Origin of the sequence: Rhodococcus sp. IEGM 1372 (assembly GCF_030056835.1) — a bacterium.
GTDB lineage: Bacteria > Actinomycetota > Actinomycetes > Mycobacteriales > Mycobacteriaceae > Rhodococcoides.
Map to the genome: position 1 here is coordinate 1 of NZ_JASHKS010000039.1, position 17,748 is coordinate 17,748.

Consider the following 17,748-nt stretch of genomic DNA (forward strand, 5'->3'; position numbering starts at 1 on the left):
CCGACGGTGAGCAGACCCCAGACCGAGCAGGACCCCGGGCGACACTCCTGATCCGCCGCCGTATACGGGCAGCAGCCCGCCGAAGGCGGTTCGGGGCTGAGCGACGAGCAACTGACCGATATCGCTGTCGCAGCGGGAGTTCCCGACACCGCCGGCGACTGCATCACCGGCGGCCACTACACCGACTGGGTGGCCGACTCCACCCAGTCGGTGCTCAAGACCATCAACGCCACTCCCACAGTCCTGCTCAACGGCGAACCGATCGCCCTGAGCACACCCGGTGCTCTCGACGCCGCGGTACGTGCCATCCCGTGAACGGCATGACCGACATCTCCTACACAACGGTATAGACCAGCATCTTTCGGGGCGGGATGGGGGAATGCGCATTGCAGGAAGCATAGGGCTGCGCGCATCACTGATCCTGGTGATCGAACGTTACGAGTTGCTCGTGGATCCCAGCTGCGTTCCTTCGTGCGGCCTGAACCCGGTGCAGTCCGGGGTCGATGCCGATGATGACCCAGTAGTAGAGGTACCCGGTGACGATGAAGTGGATATTCATCACCTCGTGTCCCCAGTGGTAGCGGACCAGCTCGTCGAACAGCGGGCTGAAATACACTGCATAGATGGAGAGGACGAACAACCCGACCGCGACGGCGGGGTTCGACAGCACTCGCATCAGTGGTGAATGGACCACCCACACGATCCATTCCCGCGGTCCCGGCATCCTGTCCTCCCGAGCTGGGGGCAGCGCCCGCAACGCGAGCGTGACCGGCCCGCCGAGCACGAGCAGGACCGGAACGAACATGTTGAGCGTCATGTGCGCACCCATATTGACGCTGAACATCGCCGAACCGTATGCAGCGAGACCTGAACTCGTCGCCACCAGCAACGCCAGGCACCCGGTCATCCAGGCGATGGTACGCCCGAGGGGCCACTGATCTCCGCGCCGTCGCAACCGCAGAACTGCCCACCCGTACAGCGCGATCAGGACGACTGCCGCGCCGCCGGTGACGAAGTCAAACCGCCAGAAGGTCGCGAACTGCTCGAGCGAGGGAGCGTCAGACGGTTCTCAGGCTCGATCGGCCAGCAGTGAGCAGGGTCGCGTATCCGTCGGGACCGACCCGGCCCACACGGCAGAAACGGGTACAGACTATCCCGTATACCAATGAGCCCATCGTGATCGCGGCGGCGAGTGAGACGGTGAAACGGAGCAGGACGTACAGAAGCGATGTGAAGGTGCCAGGGAACGAGTCACCGCTGGCTGCGTGTCGGGTGTCCCCCGAGCGGACGGTGACGACAACGACCAACGCGGCCGCGCATACGAGCGCGATCGCAAGGACGTAACGCACACACAGCGACTGGCGTGTGCGCGAAATATGGTGCGGTGAATCGGTTGTCACATAGCCTCGTTCGATGTCGCTGTACTGCAGTGGCGTCGGTCGATCATCGGTGTTACACGACGCCCATCATGATCGCCATTCCGGCTGCCATCGCCACCTCGCACGCCGCAGCGACACTCTGCGGCCGCGACGCCGGTAGCGCATCGACGGCGATATTACCTGCCTGCGATCCAGGCGAAGGATGTACAGGTGCGAGAGCAGTGCTCTGTTCGGCGACGAACAGACGGTAGAGCCACACGATCGCTGCGACAGCGAAGACGACTGTGAGCGTGAGTGATACCGCGGAGATCCATCCCGGTCCGCTCATCGCGGCCGTATGGTCAGGACTGCTCATGTCCATGTCGGGGGTGTGTGCGTGCGCGCCCATTCCGGACATGTCACCGTCGGCGGCGTCGGCGGTGTGATCGTGCGCGGCGGTGCCGGGAAGCCACCCGGCCATCACCGCGACCATCCACACCATCGCAGCCATCATGAACACGTGATAGCTGCCCATCGCAGGTCCGTGGGGGTGCTCGTCGACACCGGTCGTGCCCGGTGCCGTGCGTGCTGCGGAGATCGCGAACCACACCGTCGCCGCGGCAAAGAACACTCCCTGCGGTAACAGCGGGACGCCGAGCCCCCACGGCCACGCCATCGCAATCATGGCCGCGCACATCACGAGGTGGAACCCGTGGTCGATCCGTACGTTCCACTGCGCGGCGCGGATGATGCGGTACACGCAGTATCCGGCCGCGAACACGAACAGTGCTGTGGTGATCCACCGCAGCGAACTATCAGCGATCACGACGCGTCCTGCCGATTGTGTGCATCGATACCCGGTGCTCGATCCGCGTCGGCTCGTTCTTCCCGCGACGGCAGCGACGCGGATTCGAGTGTGGTTCCGCGCGATCGACGGTGGTGACGTAGTCCCAGAGCGACGTCGACGGCGACGAACACTGCCAGTGTTATTCCGAACAACGGCATGTACCAGCCCAGGATCACTGCGATCACTACCGCGGTTACCGCGGCCCACGGCGGCATCCGGCGCAGCGCCCCGCGTTTGGCAGGTGGTCCGAACCTGATTCCTCGTGCCCGGGTCGGGCACCGCAGCCACCACATCCGGTAGCCGCGAAGGATGACGGCGATCAGACCGATAGCGGTGAGCGCCAACAGGATCTGGTTGACGAGTCCGAACAGGATGCCCATGTGGGCGTCGATGGTCCAGTTGGTCATCTTGGCCATGAGCGGCCAGTTCGCGAACTCGACCTTGTCGATCACCTGGCCCGACGCGGCATCGACGGCTACCGAATCGTAGCGTGTGGGCCAATCACGTTTGGCCTCTTGCACTTTCCATGCCTGTCCCTCTTCGGCGGGAGGAACGAGCTTCATCGGTGCCTGCAGGCCCGCGCCCTGGGCGGCGGCCTCGACACCGTCGATTCCGCGCCTTCACCGATCACGGTGTCGGTGACCGGCGCACCGTCTCCCCCGTGGTGATCACCGCCTGCATTCTCGCCCGTTCCGGCAGGATGAGTCTCGACCGACGGTGTCGTTCACGACAGCGCCGTACGTACGTCCCCGATGGTCTCTCCGGCATACCGTGACCACGTCAAACCGGTGACCGAGAGAGGCAGGAGAGCGGCGATGATCCACACCCCGACCGTGCCGTGCCACGACAACGCGCGGGCGCGGCCCCTCTTCCTCGGCTCCGGCACCAGAGCAGCTCTGGCGGCTTCGGAGGCACTGGACGAGCGTTGGCGGACCCGGGCGTCCACAACACGAGCCCGCCGAGTGCGACCACCCACAGCCAACTGGCGGCCAACTCACTGTAGTTACGGCCCAGATCGCCGAGGTGGAGGTTGCGGTGCAGTTCGTCGATCCACGCGCGCACCGGGAGCCACTCACCGAACGTGGTCAGTTCTCCGCGGACCTGCGCGGTGTAAGGGTCGACGAACACGGTCCGCCCGTACCCCTCGGGAACGTCGTCGACCGCCAGCACGACACGGGTGGGTGCTCTCGGCGTCGATGGGGGGCCGGACCTCGGTGATCGAGCCTTCTGGGTGGGCGGCCCGGGCCGCGGCGACCTGCTCACTGAGCGGCAGCTGCTGATCGCCGACCTGATCGACTGTCAGTTCGTGGCGATGAACGTAGTCCGACAACTGCGGGCTGATGGTGTACAGCAGGCCGGTCACGGCCGCGATCAGCAGAAACGGTCCGACCAGGATGCCGGCATAAAAGTGCAACCGCAGCACGAACGGCCTGATCTGTGGCCACAACGGGATCTTCGTCACCGAAGGCGGGGTGTCACCGGGCGCAGGCGGTCGATCGATTTCACTGGTGGACATCTGCGTGTTTCGGTTCCTTCTCCTCGGGCTGCACTGGGCGCTCAGCCGGTCCTACTCGTGCAGTAGTCGGGCCAGCGGTCCCGGAAGTTCCCGATAATTCCGAGCCGCGTACTCGAGAACTATTCGGGTGTCACGCCCCGACTAGGTCCTCGTAGGGCTGCGACCCCGCCACGAGCTGCCGGTGTAGGTGTCAAAGTGAAGGAGATTCGACGGGTTTCCCGTCCAAAGAGCTACTGCTCAGTGGAACGACCTGATCTCGTGGCCGGACAAGTCCTCGACGGCTACGCTTGCGACCCGTCCCAGGGATACTCAACTGTCGAGCAATTCGAACAGACCGGTGCGGCCGTGTACGGAGCAAACTTCTGCTCCTCAACCGACGCTCAGAGCACCGAGAAGTGGTACTGCAGGCCGTCGTACGCCCATTTTCCCGCACCATCCCCGGCGAAACACCAGGTGAGCGTGTTTTGAAATCAAAAAGCCTGTCGGAGGTGCGCACTACAGTTCTTGCCATGGCAGAACGGCAGCTCGGTGAGGTCCTGGACGCAGATTCAGTTGCCCTGGTGAGTGGTGCGGTGGTGTTTCCGGACCTGTCGGCCGAGGTGGCTGCGCGTATCGAACGGTCGATGGCGTCGGCGCGGTCTGCCGCAACCCGCCGCGCCTACGATTCGGCGTGGCGGCGATTCGAGACCTGGTGCACTGCCGCCGGGCACATCTCGTTGCCGGCGCACCCTGCGACCGTGGCTGCGTATCTCGTTGACGCGGCGGACTCGCTGACCGTCGACGGAGTCCGGGCGTATGCACCGTCGACCTTCGGCAAATGGGTCGCTGCGATCACCGACCGTCACCGCGGGCTCGGCCACGACACCCCGTGTGGCCACGAGATGGTGCGCGCCACCCTCGCCGGTATCCGCCGAGACTACGCCGCCGCGGGGGAGCGCCCCCGCAATCCCCGCGCCCCACTCCTGACGTCCGATATCACTGCCATCGTTGACGTAGCACGTGCCGGTGTCACCGGCTGGGCCAGTGAAGTGCTCGAACGCCGCGACACCGCACTACTGCTGATGGGGTACTCCGGGGCATTTCGGCGCAGCGAACTCGTGGACCTCGAATGTCGTGATGTGCGCCGCGATCGCCTCGACGGTGCGCATGTCCGCCTGCGGCACTCGAAGACCGACCAGGACGGAACCGGAACGGTGAAGGCGCTGCCGTTCACCGACCGGCACGAATCATGCCCGGTCTGCGCGTGGGTTCGCTGGCTGCAGATCGTTGCTGCATTCGATACCGGTGGCAGAACCGCGATCATTCGTTTGCTTTCCCGCGCAGCGAAGTTCGACTCCCATCTCTGCCACAGCACCCTGCCCACCGCTGACACGCGGTCGGCGCTGTTCCGGTCGATCCGCAAGAACGGCAACCTATCCCAGACCGCACTGTCGGGTGCGGCAGTGCACGCCGCGATCCGCCGCCGCGCCGGCCGCGCCGGCTACGACGCAGACCTTCTCGCCCAGCTGGGCGGACATTCACTGCGTGCCGGATTCGTCACTCAAGCGTTCCGTAACGGTGCCGACGCACACGCGATCATGCGACAGACCGGACACAGAAGCCCGGGAATGGTCGAAATCTATGCCCGCGAGAACGCGCCTCTGGTCGGCAACGCCGTGAACGATCTCGGCTTGTGACCCTCATGCACGGCACCGACACCTCGACGAGCGGCGACAACACCGACCTTGTCCGAACAACTCCAGTATCGAACGACACTGTCCCGGAACGGGGTCGACACACGTGGTCGCTGTTCGCGGACTGGTGCACCGCTCATGATCAGTCGGCGTTGCCGGTCTCACCGGAGTTGTTCGTTCGGTTCCTCCGAGCCAACCCTGCCGCGCCGGCAACGCAACGTCGTCGCATCGCCGTCATCGACGCTGTTCATCGAGACCGCGCCCTGCCCCCGCCGGGTCGCGGTCAGAGCGTGCGAGCGGCTCTGGACGCGCTGCGTGCAGCGCGTTTGCGCGACACCGCAACTCGGATCGGCGGCATCGTCACGCGCCTCCCCGGAACAGGGTGGCCGGCGGCGTTGTTCGCTCGCCGAGATGCACTGGTCCTCACTCTTGCCGCGGCCGGGCTGCCATACACCGAGATCGCGGCACTGCGAATAAGAGATGTCGCCGTCGAACCCGAATTCGATGCCCTCACAATCGAAACGGGCACCGGTGTACATGCCGTCACTTCGTTGGAGCTCGTGAGGGCGGGCGCATCACCGAGAAAGGTGTACAGGCGCTGGTACGAGGTCCTGGCCCACGGCGAGCGGCACCCCAGCACACGCATGCTCGCCGACGCCATCGAGCACGTCGACGGAACCGAACTCGCCGACTCCGTTACTCATCTCGACCCAGGCAGCGAACGGCCGTTGTTGACCACGATCGACCGGTGGGGCCATACCCCGCTGGTCGCAACCCCTCTCACCTCCCGGGGAATAGCCGATATCGTTCGAGCACACCTCGGGGGACGCGCTCCCACGCACATACCGCCCCCCGTCCGAGAGACGAACCCAAAGCGTGTCTTTACGCTCGAGCCTGCATCGGCGGTCTCGCTCGACCCTGGTTACTACGAACGCGGCACACTCGCACGAAGGCACTCCCACGCGCTCCTCGACGACGTCGATTCGGTTCTTGCCGATGTCGAAAACCGCGCAGACCGACTGCTCAGGGAACTTCTCGAGTTCTTAGATGCGGAAATGCCGGAGTGCGAGCAATAGTCTTCAGCGCGCGACGATCCCAGGTGTCACCCCGCAGGAGCGACCCCTGTTGTGAGTGAGTCAGCGAACATTGCACCGAACGACGACCGGGTCTGTGTCGAAAGTTCGCACGCGGGCTTCACGGTCTCTTGGTACGGGGTGGTCGTGTCGCTGGACCTCGTCTCGCGGTGCGCTTCCGATCCACTGCATCGATGTCTGCGTTGATGGTTCGGCGACGTTTCCTGAGGGTCAGTGCCGACAGCGGCAAGCGCGGTGAGAAGTACCAACACGAAGGGGATGTCGAGACTGGTCAGTGCGTCGATGGTCACGATCGCTCCTGCAGCGACACACACGAAAAGCAGGCGTGCACCGTCCACGCAAGCGCATCCCGATCGTGTGCGGCGGCTGGTTCCGGCACTGGCGATCCTCGCCGCTGGGGTTGACCCCAGTCGCGCTCTCGTCGTCTCGCAGGTCGTGTTGTCCTTCGGTATTCCGATCGCGCTGATTCCGTTGGTGCGGTTCACCTCTGACCGCATGTTGATGGGCAGCGATGTCAAATTACCGGATCACTCGATATGCAGCCCGGTTCATCGCGGGAATCGTCGTCGCACTCAGCATTGCACTGATCCATCTAACCGTCGTCTGATTGTGCGCGGGTGAACGTCTCCTGCTTGCCTCTGTGTTCCAGGACCGATTACCGCTCGCGATGGTGGTGGTGTGCGTGGGAAATCGGAATCAGTGGGTTCTTCCGCCGCTCAGGGGGAGTCCGTCCTCGAAAGAAAGAAGACTTAGTGCGGGCCACCAGATTTGCAAGCAACGCAATCGATGCCCCCAGTTTGGATGACGACGAAGCCGCCCACCACCTTCAAGACATCAACCCGCGTGCGGATCGTAGACGGCGGTGACAGTCGATGCCGGCCGGCCCGTTCCATGCTTGGGGTCGAGACGTGATTGCCTCCGGGGCGTTGCCTCAGTCTGGATGGTGCAAGTCTGCCCACTAACTACGCACATTGTTCGGCATCGATCGCATGATCGAGCAGGACGCGAGAGGCTGCCTCACACTGAGTAGCTCTCTCACAGGTCGTACACTACGGCGTCGCCGATGACGCGGATGGCGACCCTGTCGCCGGGCGTCAGAGCCGTGGCGCCGAAGCGGCGCACGGTGACCCGCTGGGCCATAGCGGTGTCCGCGGTGTCGAGGCGGATCCCGAGCAGCATCTCCGACCCGAAGTACTCCACGTCGACGACGGCCCCCGATGCACCCGCGCCGTCGGTGGTCACCTCGATTTGCTCCGGCCGCAACATGATTCGGGCTGCACCTTCGATGGCGTTCGGGGAAGGGGCGACGGCGACGTCGCCGAGGGCGCAGCGGGCACGGCCGTTCTCGATGTGGGCCGTCAAGATCACGGCGTCACCGATGAATTCCGCGGTGGTGACGTCCACAGGGCGGGAATAGATTTCACGAGGTGTACCGATCTGTGCGAGCCTGCCCGAGCTCATCACCGCAACCCGGTCGGCGAACGACAGGGCCTCGGGTTGATCGTGGGTGACGAGGATGGTGGTGATCCCAGCCTTGGCGAGGACGTCGGCGACGATCCGTCGAGTGTTCGCCCGCAAGCCGGCATCGAGTGCCGAGAACGGTTCGTCGAGCAGCATCAATTCAGGTTCACGCGCCAGCGCCCGCGCGAGCGCGACCCGTTGCTGCTGGCCGCCGGAGAGCTGGTCGGGTCGACGTGAGGCGTAGGACGAATCCAGCGACACCATCTCGAGCAGTTCGGTGATCTTCGAGACGGTGCGGGCACGGCGTGGCAGGCCGAACCCGATGTTCGCGCCGACCGTGGCGTGTGGGAACAGTGCCCCGTCCTGGGCGACGTACCCCACCGACCTTCGGTGCGCAGGCGTCCAGCCGGATCCCGCGACGACCTTCCCGGTCAGTGCGACAGTGCCTGCGTCGGGTTTGTCGAAACCCGCGATCAGACGCAGCAGCGTCGTCTTACCGCAACCGGACGGTCCGACGATGGCTGTGGTCGACCCGGCATCGACAGCGAACTCAACACGACGTAGCACCGTCACAGGACCGAACGACTTGTCCAGCCCATCCACCTCCACCGCGTATGTCATAGTCCTGCCGCCTTTTTCGACTGGGAGAAGAGAACGTAGGTCATGGGCAGAGACAGCACGATCATGATCAACGCGTACGGAGCAGCCCCCGAGTAGTCGATCTCGCTGCTCAGCGACCAGAACTGCATCGACAGAGTGCGGGTTCCGGTCGGTGCCAGCAGCAATGTCGCGGTCAACTCGTTCACGATCCCCAAGAACACCAACGCACCGCCCGCTGCGGTGGCCGGCGCAGCCAATCTGAGAGTCACCCGAAAGAAACTCGACAGCGGTGACAGACCCAGCGACCGAGCCGCCTCGTCCAACCCGACGGGCGCCTGCGCGAGCCCCGCCCGCAGGTTGACCAATGCGCGTGGCAGGAAGAGCAATGCGTAGGCCGCGATCACGACGACAACTGTTTGATACAGCGGATTTGCGTACCGAATGGCGACGGTGACGAACGCCAACGCAACCACGATGCCGGGCAACGAACTCGAGATGTAGGTACCGCCCTCGAGGACACGGCTGAACCGTCCGCGGTGGCGAATCGAGATCCACGCGACCGGGAACGCGAGTGCACACGTCATGACCGCACCGGCAATTCCGAACCCGAGCGTCTGCAGCAGCGCGGACGAGATTTCGTCCCACTCCCACACCGCGCTGCCGCCGACGACAAGCCACCGCAGAACACTGGCGATCGGGACTCCGAGAGACAGTGCGATCAACATCCCCAGGAAGACGAGCGCGATCGGCGAATACTGCCAACCGAGTTCTGCAGGCACGGCCGGGCGGGCTGCACCCGAGCCGATGCGGGCATACCTGGCACTGCCACGCACAACCGCTTCGATCACCAACAATGTGAGGCACAGCAATACCAGCACCCCGGCGAGCATGGTCGCCGCCGCTCCGTTGAACGTCGATTGATACTGCTCGAAAATCGCTGTAGTGAATGTGTCGAAGCGGATGAAGACGAAGGCACCGTATTCGGCGAGTAGGTGCAACGCGACCAGAAGCGCGCCGCCGGCGATTGCCAGCCGCAGCTGCGGCACCACGACGCGAAAGAACACTGCCCACGGTCCGATTCCGAGTCCTCGCGCCGATTCCTCGACCGCGGGGTCGAGCCTGCGTAGCGTCGCGGCCACGGGAATGTAGACGAGAGGAAAATACGAGAGCGTTGCGATCAGAACGCCGCCGCGCAGCCCGCCGAGGGAAGGGATCGCCGTCACCCACGAGTAGCCGTTCACGAACGCCGGGACAGCCAGCGGCGCGGCAAGCAATACCGCCCACACCTTCGCTCCGAATACTCGTGTGCGCTCGACCAACCAAGCAGCCGCGACGCCGATTGCGACACAGATGGGCACCGTGATCACTACCAACATCACGGTGTTGGCCAACAATTCGCGGACCCGCGATCGGAACAGCAGCGCCGACGCGGTGGCCCAGCCGGTGTCCACGCTCTCCACGATCACGTACCCGAGCGGGATGAGCGAGATCGCCACGACAATCACTGCGGTGACAGCCAGAGGCAAGGGCATACGCGACCGGCCTGCTGGGCACCGCAGCGTGTGGGCCGGCCCCCGTTGTTCTCGACCGTTCGTCGTTGGAATCAGAGCAAACCGGCTTCGGTCATGAGCTCGGTGACCTTCGGGCTGTTGAGCTTCGCCGGGTCCACCTGCGGGGCCTGCAGTTCGGTCAAGGGGACCAGATCCGCGTTGGCCGCCACTTCGCTGCCCACCGAGTACTCGAACGACATCCCGTCCCGCAGAACTTCCTGACCCTTCGGTCCGGTGACGAACGCCAGGAACTGCTGCGCTGCATCCTGTTTCGCGCTGGACTGCAGGACGCCGCCGCCGGAGACGCTGACAAATGCGCCGGGGTCTTCGTTCTTGAAGTAGTGCAGGGCGACGTTACTGCTGTTCTCTCCGGTCTTGGCCTGATCGCCGAACCAGTAGTAGTGGTAGATCACGCCGCCCGGGATTTCTCCGGCGTTGACGGCTTTCATCACCGTGCCGTTACCGTTGTAGGCGCGGACGTTGTTCTTCATCCCCTCCAACCAGGTGCGTGTAGCGTCCTCGCCTTTCAACTCGAGCAGCGCACTGACGATGGCTTGGAAATCGGCTCCCGACGGCGATGCTGCCCAGCGGTCCTTCCAGGCGGGGTCCTGCAGGTCCAGGAGTGAGGCCGGGAGCTGATCGGGGGTCAGCATGTCCGTGTTGTAGGCGAACACGGTCGAGCGGGCGGCGATACCCGTCCACTTGCCGTTCGACGGGCGGTATTGGCTCGGAACCTGGGCCAGCACGGCCTGGTCGACGTCGGTGAACAGACCCGCGTTCTCGACGAGCGTCATCGCCGGAGAGTTCTCCGTGAGGAACACATCCGCTGGCGATCGGTCACCCTCCGCTACGAGTTGGTTGCCGAGTTCGGTATCGCTCCCTTGGCGCAGGTCGACCTCGATGCCGGTCTCCGAGGTGAACGCGTCGGCCCATTCTTTCGTCAGCGACTCGTGTTGGGCGTTGTAGACGGTGATCCGGTTGTCCCCGCCCGGGTCGGACTCAGCGCTCGAACACCCCGACACCGTCAACAGTGCCGCGGTCGCCAGTGCGAGGCCCGCCATCAGTTCGATCCGCTTGCTCATCGTCCGTCCTTCGCATTTACCGGACCACCTCCGGTCGTCCCCGCCGCCATGGTACTTAGAGGATTGGCAAACCTAATGCCCGGCCCTGTCCCGCTCCACGGTAGACGGGCGAGCACGAAGGTCGCGGCCTGCCAGTAGACAACCCCCACGACGATCGACAGGGCGAATGCTGTCCAGGGATGGTCGTCGCGCAGCGGTAGATAGACCTGAAAATGGGTCAGGTAGATGTAGAGTGACGCGCTTGCCAACACCCCCGCAACCCGGCCCACAACTGCGGGACATGGGACGGATGTGAGCCACACCAGCAGGCAAAGTCCGACAATCACGATGACTTCTCGCTGGATGTCGCCGAAGAAGAACCCGGGAATCGATAGCACGATTGCCGCGGTGACCCCCACTCGATGCCACACGGTCTGCGCCCGGGCGGCGGCCCAGCCGAGGGCGAACAACCAGAAGACAACCGCCGCGGTCAGAATGCGATTGCGGCTGTCGTCGATCTCGATCAATCCGTAACGGGTAACCAGGCCCAATGCCACCAACCCCATAGGAAACCAGAACGGGTGACTGCGTTCGAGACGTGCGACCGCCGGAACATAGAGCACAGCGGCGGCTACGAGGACGATGTACACAATCGCCTCGACGAACCAGTATCGCCATTCGACAGACCAACCGTCCGGGCCGAAGATTCCGTTGAGCAGCAATGCACTGGTGATGCGGTAGTCCCCGGTCAGAGCGATGATGGCCCCGATCCACACCATGCTGGGGATGGCGATCCGAGCGACGCTGCGCACAGCATTGCGTGCGCGGGCGGTGCGATCGACCGCGCCGAGGTGGAAGCGGGCGAAGTTGTAGCCGGCGATTCCGAGAAGCACGTGCGCCCCGCCGAGCACCGAAAACAGGTGTATGTGCGAGCCGGTGATCAGCACGATCGCAAGGGCGCGCAGCACAACGTTGGTCTCCACCCGTCGCCAGCCGCGGCGCAGGTGCGGTGCCTGAACGAAGTCCACGACTCGGGTGTTGTGCCAGTCCGCCGGGAGGTGACCGAGCAGCTCCTCCAGCCGAATGGACATCCGCACATACGACAAAGAGTCACCGCCCAAGCTCACGAACGTGCTGTCGTCGTCGACCCTTGCGTGATGCAGGACCTCGGCATACATCGCTTTGACATCGGTGGTCTCGGGCTTTGTCGTCGTCGAGGTGGGCTGAACAGGGCCGGGCTTGCCTGCGAATTCCGCGACCGCTCGCGCATCGGGTTTGCCGGTGGAGGTGCGCGGCAGCTCATCGACGACACACACCCGAACTGCTGTTGCGGGAAGGCCGCTGAACTGTGCTGTCAAGCGTCGCACGTCGGCGACGTCAGCGTTCTCCGCGACGACGACGAGTTCGTCCGTGCCGTCGGTGCAGCACACGGTCAATCCCAGGTGTGCGAGCGCGGACTCGACGCGGTGCAGATCGATACGTAGACCGAACACTTTCGCGAAACGGCTGCGTCGGCCGACCACTTCGTACAGTCCATCGGCCGTTCGCCGGGCCAGGTCGCCTGTTCGCAGCTCGCCGGCGAGCGTGTCACCCAGGCGCAAGTCGCCGGGGTCGTGTGCGTAGCCGAGCATGACGTTCGGCCCCGAATAGACGAGCTCACCCGTCCCGTCCGGGGCATCCGCGACCGGATCGAGCCGAAAGGACCCGTCGGGAATCGGCCGTCCGATGGAATGCGGATGAGCGGCGGCAAGATCCGGTGGCAGATACGCCATTCGGGCGGTCGCCTCCGTTTGCCCGTACATGACGAACAAGTCCCATCCCTGGCGTCGGCCCAGCTCGGCATACGTGCGGACGCGATCGGGCGACAGCTTTCCGCCGGCCTGCGTGACGTACCGCAGGTCGTGAAGATTCAGCTGTTCGAACCCGATACGGTCGAGCAGATCGAAGGTGTACGGCACACCCGCGAAGGTGGAGGCGCGGTGGGTGCGCGCAAGGTCCCACAGTCGAGTATCTGTGACCGAAGAGTTGGTCAGAATCAAGGCGGCACCGCGCAGGAGGTGGCTGTGGACGACCGAAAGCCCATAGCAGTAGTGCATGGGTAGCGTGGTCACGGCACGGTCGGTGGGGCGGATGCCCAGGTATTCGGCAATCGACTCGGCGTTGGCCTGCACGTTGTCGTGCGAGAGACGGACGAGTTTGGGTGATCCGGTCGAACCCGAGGTGCTCAGCAGCAACGCGAGATCAGGGTGCAGCTCATGTCTGGATTGTCGATCGAGTTCTTCGACGACTGTGTTGCCGTCGAGGGTGCGCACCACCACATCGGGCCGATATGTGTCGATGAGCCCGTCGAGATGGTCGGGATTGTCGTCCGAGGCCAGCAGTACGGGGTGTCCTGCACGCAGCGCCGCGAGGTAGGTGACGACGACCTCGACCTTGTTGGTGCCGGCGATCAGTACCAGACGACGGCCACGTCCAAGTCTGGCCGCCTGCCGGTCGATGCGCTCGTCCAGGTCGCGGTAGGTGATCGTCTCGTTCACCGATATCAGACCCGGTGCGTCACCGAATCTGCCCAAATCGTGCGCTAAGCGCACACTGGGGCGTTTCGGGCGGTTGAAGTCTCTGGGCACCGAGCGAGTCTATAAGGGCTGCCGAACCTAACCTTCCGGCGACGAATACGACTCCGCGCCCGCGCGGACGAGCGTGGCTCGTCTGTCCACACACCGCTCGGACACAGATGATCGGGGTCAGCGACGCCTACTCGGCGGTCGATTCGGCAAGTCCGGTCCGATTGTCGCACCGTGGTCGATCTGATGATCGCCGACGGATCGACCGAGTATCGATGCGCCGCCCTTTGCTCACCCTCACGCTTCGATCGATGGCATGGAGGTGACGCCACCGGGCGGTGGCGGGAACCGATCTGAGTCGGGCCGTAGCGGTTCCGCAGGCTGCGCGCGAGCGGGTGTCGGTCATGACGCGGCGGCGATCAGCCGGGCGAGAACTCCGGATTCGAGGAGGATGAAGAGACCCAAGCCGATGAACACCGCTGGGACGAGCCAGTGCTCGACCCGTTCGAGAGTGTCGACGACCTTCCTGCGAGTGCCCAGCAGCCTGCCGGCGTAGCACCAGATCCCGACGCAGATCAGGAACACGGCGATGGTGACTGCGGTCTGTGGTGGACCGAGCGTCCGAAAGACCGGGGTGTAGACGGCGATGTTGTCGGCACCGTTGGCGATGGTGATGGCAGCAACGCCTGCCATTCCGGTGGCAGCGACCGGGGGTTCGTCCTCGTCGTCGCTGCGCAGCCAGCGGATCAGCGTCCAGAGCCCCAGCGACAGGGGCAGCACACCGAGTAGCCCGACCCATTCTTGCGGCACGATCACCAGTCCCAGAGCGGCGACGACGCTGGTCGCGACGAGGGTGATCAGGCCGAGGTACTGGCCGGTGACGATCTGCCACGCCCGCGGCCTACCCTGGCTGGCGGAGGCGACGAACAGCACCGTCAGCACGACGATGTCGTCGATGTTGGTGCCGGCGAACATCGCCACTGCCGCGGCGATGGTGGTGATCACTGCCGCACCGGGCGTCGGTGAGGATGTAACCGGACGCCCCCGGTGCCGCACGCGACCGTCATGGAGGTCGATCGGATTCGAGGTCGGGGAGCAGTCATACGGATCGTTGCTCCGTGCCCGTGGGATCGACGCGGGTTCGGCCCTCCCGGAGCGACGCGAGGACGACCAGGACTACGCCGCATGTGAGGTAGGTGTCGGCGAGGTTGAAGGTGGGCCACCATCCGGTGTGGAAGTAGTCCGTCACGCGGCCGTCGGCAGCGCGGTCGATGACGTTGGCGGCCGCTCCGGCGACGACCGCCGACAGCCCCACCGTCCCGGTCAGTGAGCCGACGGGGACGGTGCGCCACGCGTACACGGCGATGGCGAGAGTGATGATGGCGGTGACCGCGATGATGACCCCTGGCGGCAGCCCGTTCCCGACGCTGAAGGCGACACCGCTGTTGTAGGCAAGCCTGAGTTGCAGCAACCCCAGTTCGATGACGCGGCCGTCGGAGAGTGCGCGGCGGGCGACGGGGTCGGCCGCGAGTGCCGCCGCGACGAGGACGGCGACGACGATCGCCAGGGTCCACCGGGATCGAGTCGCCGAGCGTCCCCCGGTCGAGACACCCGGCATCGGGCCCGAAGTGGGGTCTGGGCTCATGTCCAGGCCTCGGCTGCTGCCGGGGCAGGTGCGGGCACCGCTGCGGCGGACAGGGGGTGGGTGCGGCCGGCGCGGACTCCGTTGGCGATGACCACGATCTCGGCGAGTTCGTGCACCAGCACCACCGCGGCCAGGCCGAGGATTCCGAACAGGGCGAGCGGCATCAGCACGGTGATGATCGCCAGCGACAGCCCGACGTTCTGCAGCATGATGCGTCGGGATCGGCGCGCGTGGGCCAGGGCGTGCGGCAGGTGCCGCAGGTCCTCACCCATCAGGGCGACGTCGGCGGTCTCGATGGCCACGTCGGTGCCCATGGCGCCCATGGCGATACCGAGGTCGGCGGTGGCCAGTGCGGGGGCGTCGTTGACGCCGTCGCCGACCATCGCGGTCGACCGGCGGCCCTTCAGGTCGCCGATGATGCGTGCTTTGTCCTCCGGTCGCAGATCCGCGTGGACCTCCTCGATGCCGACGTCGGCGGCCAGTGCGCGGGCGGTGCGTTCGTTGTCCCCGGTGAGCATCGCGACGTGGTACCCGTCGCGGCGGAGACCGGCGACGACTTCCGCGGCTTCGGGTCGCAGTTCGTCGCGGACCGCTATCGCGCCGAGGGTGCGGCCGTCCTGTTCGACGAGGACGGCGGTGGCTCCGGCGTGCTGCATCCGTTCCACGTCCGCGGCCAGCGGGCCGGGGTCGATCCACCCTGGTCGGCCGAGGCGGACGTCGTCGCCGCAGAGGCGGCCGGTGAGGCCGGCTCCGGTGACTGCGACGACGTCGTCGGCGGGTGTGTGGTCGTCGACGGCGGCGAGGATCGCCGCGGCCAGGGGGTGCTCGCTGCGCACTTCCAGCGCTGCGGCCACGGCGAGGACCTGTTCGCGGGTCGCACCGTCCGCGGTGGCGACGTCGATGACGACCGGCTTGTTGCGGGTCAGGGTGCCGGTCTTGTCGAGCGCGATCACGCGGATGCGGCCCAGCGCCTCAAGAGCTGAGCCTCCCTTGACCAGGACGCCGAGTTTGCTGGCGGCGCCGATCGCCGCGACGACGGTGACCGGGACGGCGATGGCCAGTGCGCACGGTGAGGCGGCGACGAGGACGACCAGTGCGCGTTCGATCCATACCCGTGGTTCGCCGAGCAGGCTGCCCACGGCGGCGATGAGGGCGGCGGCGACCATGATTGCCGGCACCAGGGGCCTGGCGATCGTGTCGGCCAACCGCTGAGCCTCACCCTTGCGGGACTGCTCGGCCTCGACGATCCGGACGATCTTGGCCAGCGAGTTGTCCTCGGCACGTGCGGAGACCTCCACCTCGAGAACGCCGGTTCCGTTGATCGCCCCGGCATACACGTCGTCGCCGGGCCCGGCCTCGACGGGCACCGATTCGCCGGTGATCGCCGAGGTGTCGAGCGCGGTGGTGCCGCGGCGGATGGTGCCGTCGGTGGCGATGCGCTCGCCGGGCTTGACGATCATCATCTCCCCGAGCATCAACTCGGTCGGCGACACCGCCTGCTCGAGGCCGTCTCGTCGGACTGTGGCGGTGTCGGGAACCAGGGACAACAGTGCCCGTAGACCTCGCCGTGTGCGGGCGACCGCGTACTCCTCGAGGCCCTCGCTGATCGCGAACAAGAACGCGAGCATCGCGGCCTCGCCGACCTCACCAAGGATCACGGCACCGACCGCCGCGATGGTCATCAGGGTGCCGACACCGATCTTGCCGCGCGCGAGCCGCCGAAGGGTCGACGGGACGAAGGTGTAGCCGGCGACGATCAACGCGAGTGATTCGAGCACCAGGGTCAGCCGATCAGGGCCGCCGATCCAGTCAATGATCAGCCCTGCCGCCAGCAGTGCACCGGCCACCGCGGCAGCTCGGATCTCGGTGATCTGCCACAGCTTGTCGGGTTCGTGCTCCTCGTCGCCGTCCAGGCGGGGTTCGTCGTGGCCGCAGCCGCATGCGTCGCTCATCCGGTCACCGCCGACCCGGCGGGCGCGGTGCCGTAAACCGGGCAGAGTGCCACCGCGTTCCCCGTGACGGCGAGGAGGGTCTCGGCCGAAGCGAGCAGGTCCAACAGTTCCGGCCGGACGAGGGAGTAGAACACCTGCCGGCCCTGGGGGCGACCGACGACCAATCCGCAGTCCCGCAGGCACGCCATGTGCGCCGATACCGTCGACTGTGCCAGCCCCAGCTCGCTCACCAGGTCCGCTACACGCACCTCCCTGCTGGCGAGACGGCGAACGATAGCCAACCGTGTCGCATCGGAAAGGCTGTGGAACAACGACACTGCCGCATCGAAAGTCGACGTGGAACCGCCGGGCAGGCGGCCATCCTTATTGATCGTCATGCAACGATGATAGCATCTAAGCCCGGTATGATCGCTATGCGTGAATGCTC

At 65.4% G+C, this 17,748-nt stretch carries 13 protein-coding genes and 3 pseudogenes; 4 read left to right on the plus strand and 12 right to left on the minus strand.

Translation table 11 applies throughout. The features are described from left to right. Window positions 1-189: 189 nt before the first annotated feature. Window positions 190-315: a hypothetical protein gene (locus QM590_RS21775; protein WP_268987753.1), complete on the plus strand. Its 126-nt coding sequence runs from the start codon at window positions 190-192 to the stop codon at window positions 313-315. A 166-nt stretch (window positions 316-481) separates the two neighbouring features. Here the strand turns inward: QM590_RS21775 and QM590_RS21780 are convergent. The 3 genes and pseudogenes from QM590_RS21780 to QM590_RS26010 all read right to left on the minus strand — a co-directional run. After that, window positions 482-1,039: pseudogene (locus QM590_RS21780) on the minus strand (cytochrome c oxidase assembly protein); the annotation flags it as partial. Window positions 1,040-1,452: 413 nt separating this feature from the next. Beyond that, window positions 1,453-2,184 (minus strand): DUF5134 domain-containing protein, encoded by a 732-nt coding sequence (locus QM590_RS21785; RefSeq protein ID WP_008720441.1) that lies wholly within the window; start codon window positions 2,182-2,184, stop codon window positions 1,453-1,455. Continuing rightward, window positions 2,181-3,721 (minus strand): annotated as a pseudogene (locus QM590_RS26010) (PepSY-associated TM helix domain-containing protein). The gene QM590_RS21785 and the pseudogene QM590_RS26010 overlap by 4 nt, the downstream one beginning before the upstream one ends. A 509-nt stretch (window positions 3,722-4,230) precedes the next feature. Here QM590_RS26010 and QM590_RS21810 point away from each other — a divergent pair. After that, window positions 4,231-5,397: a site-specific integrase gene (locus QM590_RS21810; RefSeq protein ID WP_008720452.1), complete on the plus strand. Its 1,167-nt coding sequence runs from the start codon at window positions 4,231-4,233 to the stop codon at window positions 5,395-5,397. Between the two features lie 158 nt (window positions 5,398-5,555). Here the strand turns inward: QM590_RS21810 and QM590_RS21815 are convergent, their stop codons facing one another. After that, window positions 5,556-5,933, minus strand: coding sequence for a hypothetical protein (locus QM590_RS21815; protein WP_230593320.1), 378 nt, complete (start codon window positions 5,931-5,933; stop codon window positions 5,556-5,558). A 12-nt stretch (window positions 5,934-5,945) separates the two neighbouring features. Between QM590_RS21815 and QM590_RS21820 the strand changes: the two genes are divergently transcribed. Both QM590_RS21820 and QM590_RS21825 read left to right on the plus strand, forming a co-directional pair. Further along, window positions 5,946-6,470, plus strand: a complete 525-nt coding sequence (locus tag QM590_RS21820) for a hypothetical protein (RefSeq protein WP_230593321.1) — start codon at window positions 5,946-5,948, stop codon at window positions 6,468-6,470. A gap of 372 nt (window positions 6,471-6,842) precedes the next feature. Beyond that, window positions 6,843-7,095 (plus strand): annotated as a pseudogene (locus tag QM590_RS21825) (divalent metal cation transporter); the annotation flags it as partial. A 428-nt stretch (window positions 7,096-7,523) separates the two neighbouring features. On the opposite strand, the gene QM590_RS21830 reads toward QM590_RS21825, so the two are convergent. From QM590_RS21830 to QM590_RS21865, 8 genes are all read right to left on the minus strand, one after another. Further along, window positions 7,524-8,570: an ABC transporter ATP-binding protein gene (locus QM590_RS21830; protein WP_008720455.1), complete on the minus strand. Its 1,047-nt coding sequence runs from the start codon at window positions 8,568-8,570 to the stop codon at window positions 7,524-7,526. Beyond that, complete coding sequence (locus QM590_RS21835; protein WP_080733225.1) at window positions 8,567-10,081, minus strand: ABC transporter permease; 1,515 nt, start codon at window positions 10,079-10,081, stop codon at window positions 8,567-8,569. Before QM590_RS21835 ends, QM590_RS21830 begins: the two co-directional genes overlap by 4 nt. 71 nt (window positions 10,082-10,152) lie before the next feature. Next, window positions 10,153-11,181 carry an iron ABC transporter substrate-binding protein gene (locus QM590_RS21840; protein WP_008720459.1) on the minus strand — a complete coding sequence of 343 codons (1,029 nt, stop codon included), beginning with the start codon at window positions 11,179-11,181 and terminating at the stop codon, window positions 10,153-10,155. After that, a complete protein-coding gene (locus tag QM590_RS21845) occupies window positions 11,178-13,751 on the minus strand; it encodes an AMP-binding protein (RefSeq protein WP_080733224.1) in 2,574 nt (857 codons plus the stop codon). The genes QM590_RS21840 and QM590_RS21845 overlap by 4 nt, the downstream gene beginning before the upstream one ends. A gap of 375 nt (window positions 13,752-14,126) precedes the next feature. Next, window positions 14,127-14,729 carry a cadmium resistance transporter gene (locus QM590_RS21850; protein WP_008720461.1) on the minus strand — a complete coding sequence of 201 codons (603 nt, stop codon included), beginning with the start codon at window positions 14,727-14,729 and terminating at the stop codon, window positions 14,127-14,129. A gap of 94 nt (window positions 14,730-14,823) precedes the next feature. Continuing rightward, window positions 14,824-15,369, minus strand: coding sequence for a signal peptidase II (locus tag QM590_RS21855; protein ID WP_008720462.1), 546 nt, complete (start codon window positions 15,367-15,369; stop codon window positions 14,824-14,826). After that, window positions 15,366-17,321, minus strand: coding sequence for a heavy metal translocating P-type ATPase (locus tag QM590_RS21860; RefSeq protein WP_008720463.1), 1,956 nt, complete (start codon window positions 17,319-17,321; stop codon window positions 15,366-15,368). The genes QM590_RS21855 and QM590_RS21860 overlap by 4 nt, the downstream gene beginning before the upstream one ends. Next, window positions 17,318-17,698 carry an ArsR/SmtB family transcription factor gene (locus QM590_RS21865; protein ID WP_008720464.1) on the minus strand — a complete coding sequence of 127 codons (381 nt, stop codon included), beginning with the start codon at window positions 17,696-17,698 and terminating at the stop codon, window positions 17,318-17,320. The genes QM590_RS21860 and QM590_RS21865 overlap by 4 nt, the downstream gene beginning before the upstream one ends. Window positions 17,699-17,748: the final 50 nt, after the last annotated feature.

Excerpts from the sequence above, each read along its gene's own strand:
- QM590_RS21810 (WP_008720452.1), top strand. The coding sequence starts at position 4,231 with ATGGCAGAACGGCAGCTCGGTGAGGTCCTGGACGCAGATTCAGTTGCC.
- QM590_RS21815 (WP_230593320.1), bottom strand. The coding sequence starts at position 5,933 with ATGTACACCGGTGCCCGTTTCGATTGTGAGGGCATCGAATTCGGGTTC.
- QM590_RS21830 (WP_008720455.1), bottom strand. The coding sequence starts at position 8,570 with ATGACATACGCGGTGGAGGTGGATGGGCTGGACAAGTCGTTCGGTCCT.
- QM590_RS21835 (WP_080733225.1), bottom strand. The coding sequence starts at position 10,081 with ATGCCCTTGCCTCTGGCTGTCACCGCAGTGATTGTCGTGGCGATCTCG.
- QM590_RS21840 (WP_008720459.1), bottom strand. The coding sequence starts at position 11,181 with ATGAGCAAGCGGATCGAACTGATGGCGGGCCTCGCACTGGCGACCGCG.
- QM590_RS21855 (WP_008720462.1), bottom strand. The coding sequence starts at position 15,369 with ATGAGCCCAGACCCCACTTCGGGCCCGATGCCGGGTGTCTCGACCGGG.
- QM590_RS21860 (WP_008720463.1), bottom strand. The coding sequence starts at position 17,321 with ATGAGCGACGCATGCGGCTGCGGCCACGACGAACCCCGCCTGGACGGC.
- QM590_RS21865 (WP_008720464.1), bottom strand. The coding sequence starts at position 17,698 with ATGACGATCAATAAGGATGGCCGCCTGCCCGGCGGTTCCACGTCGACT.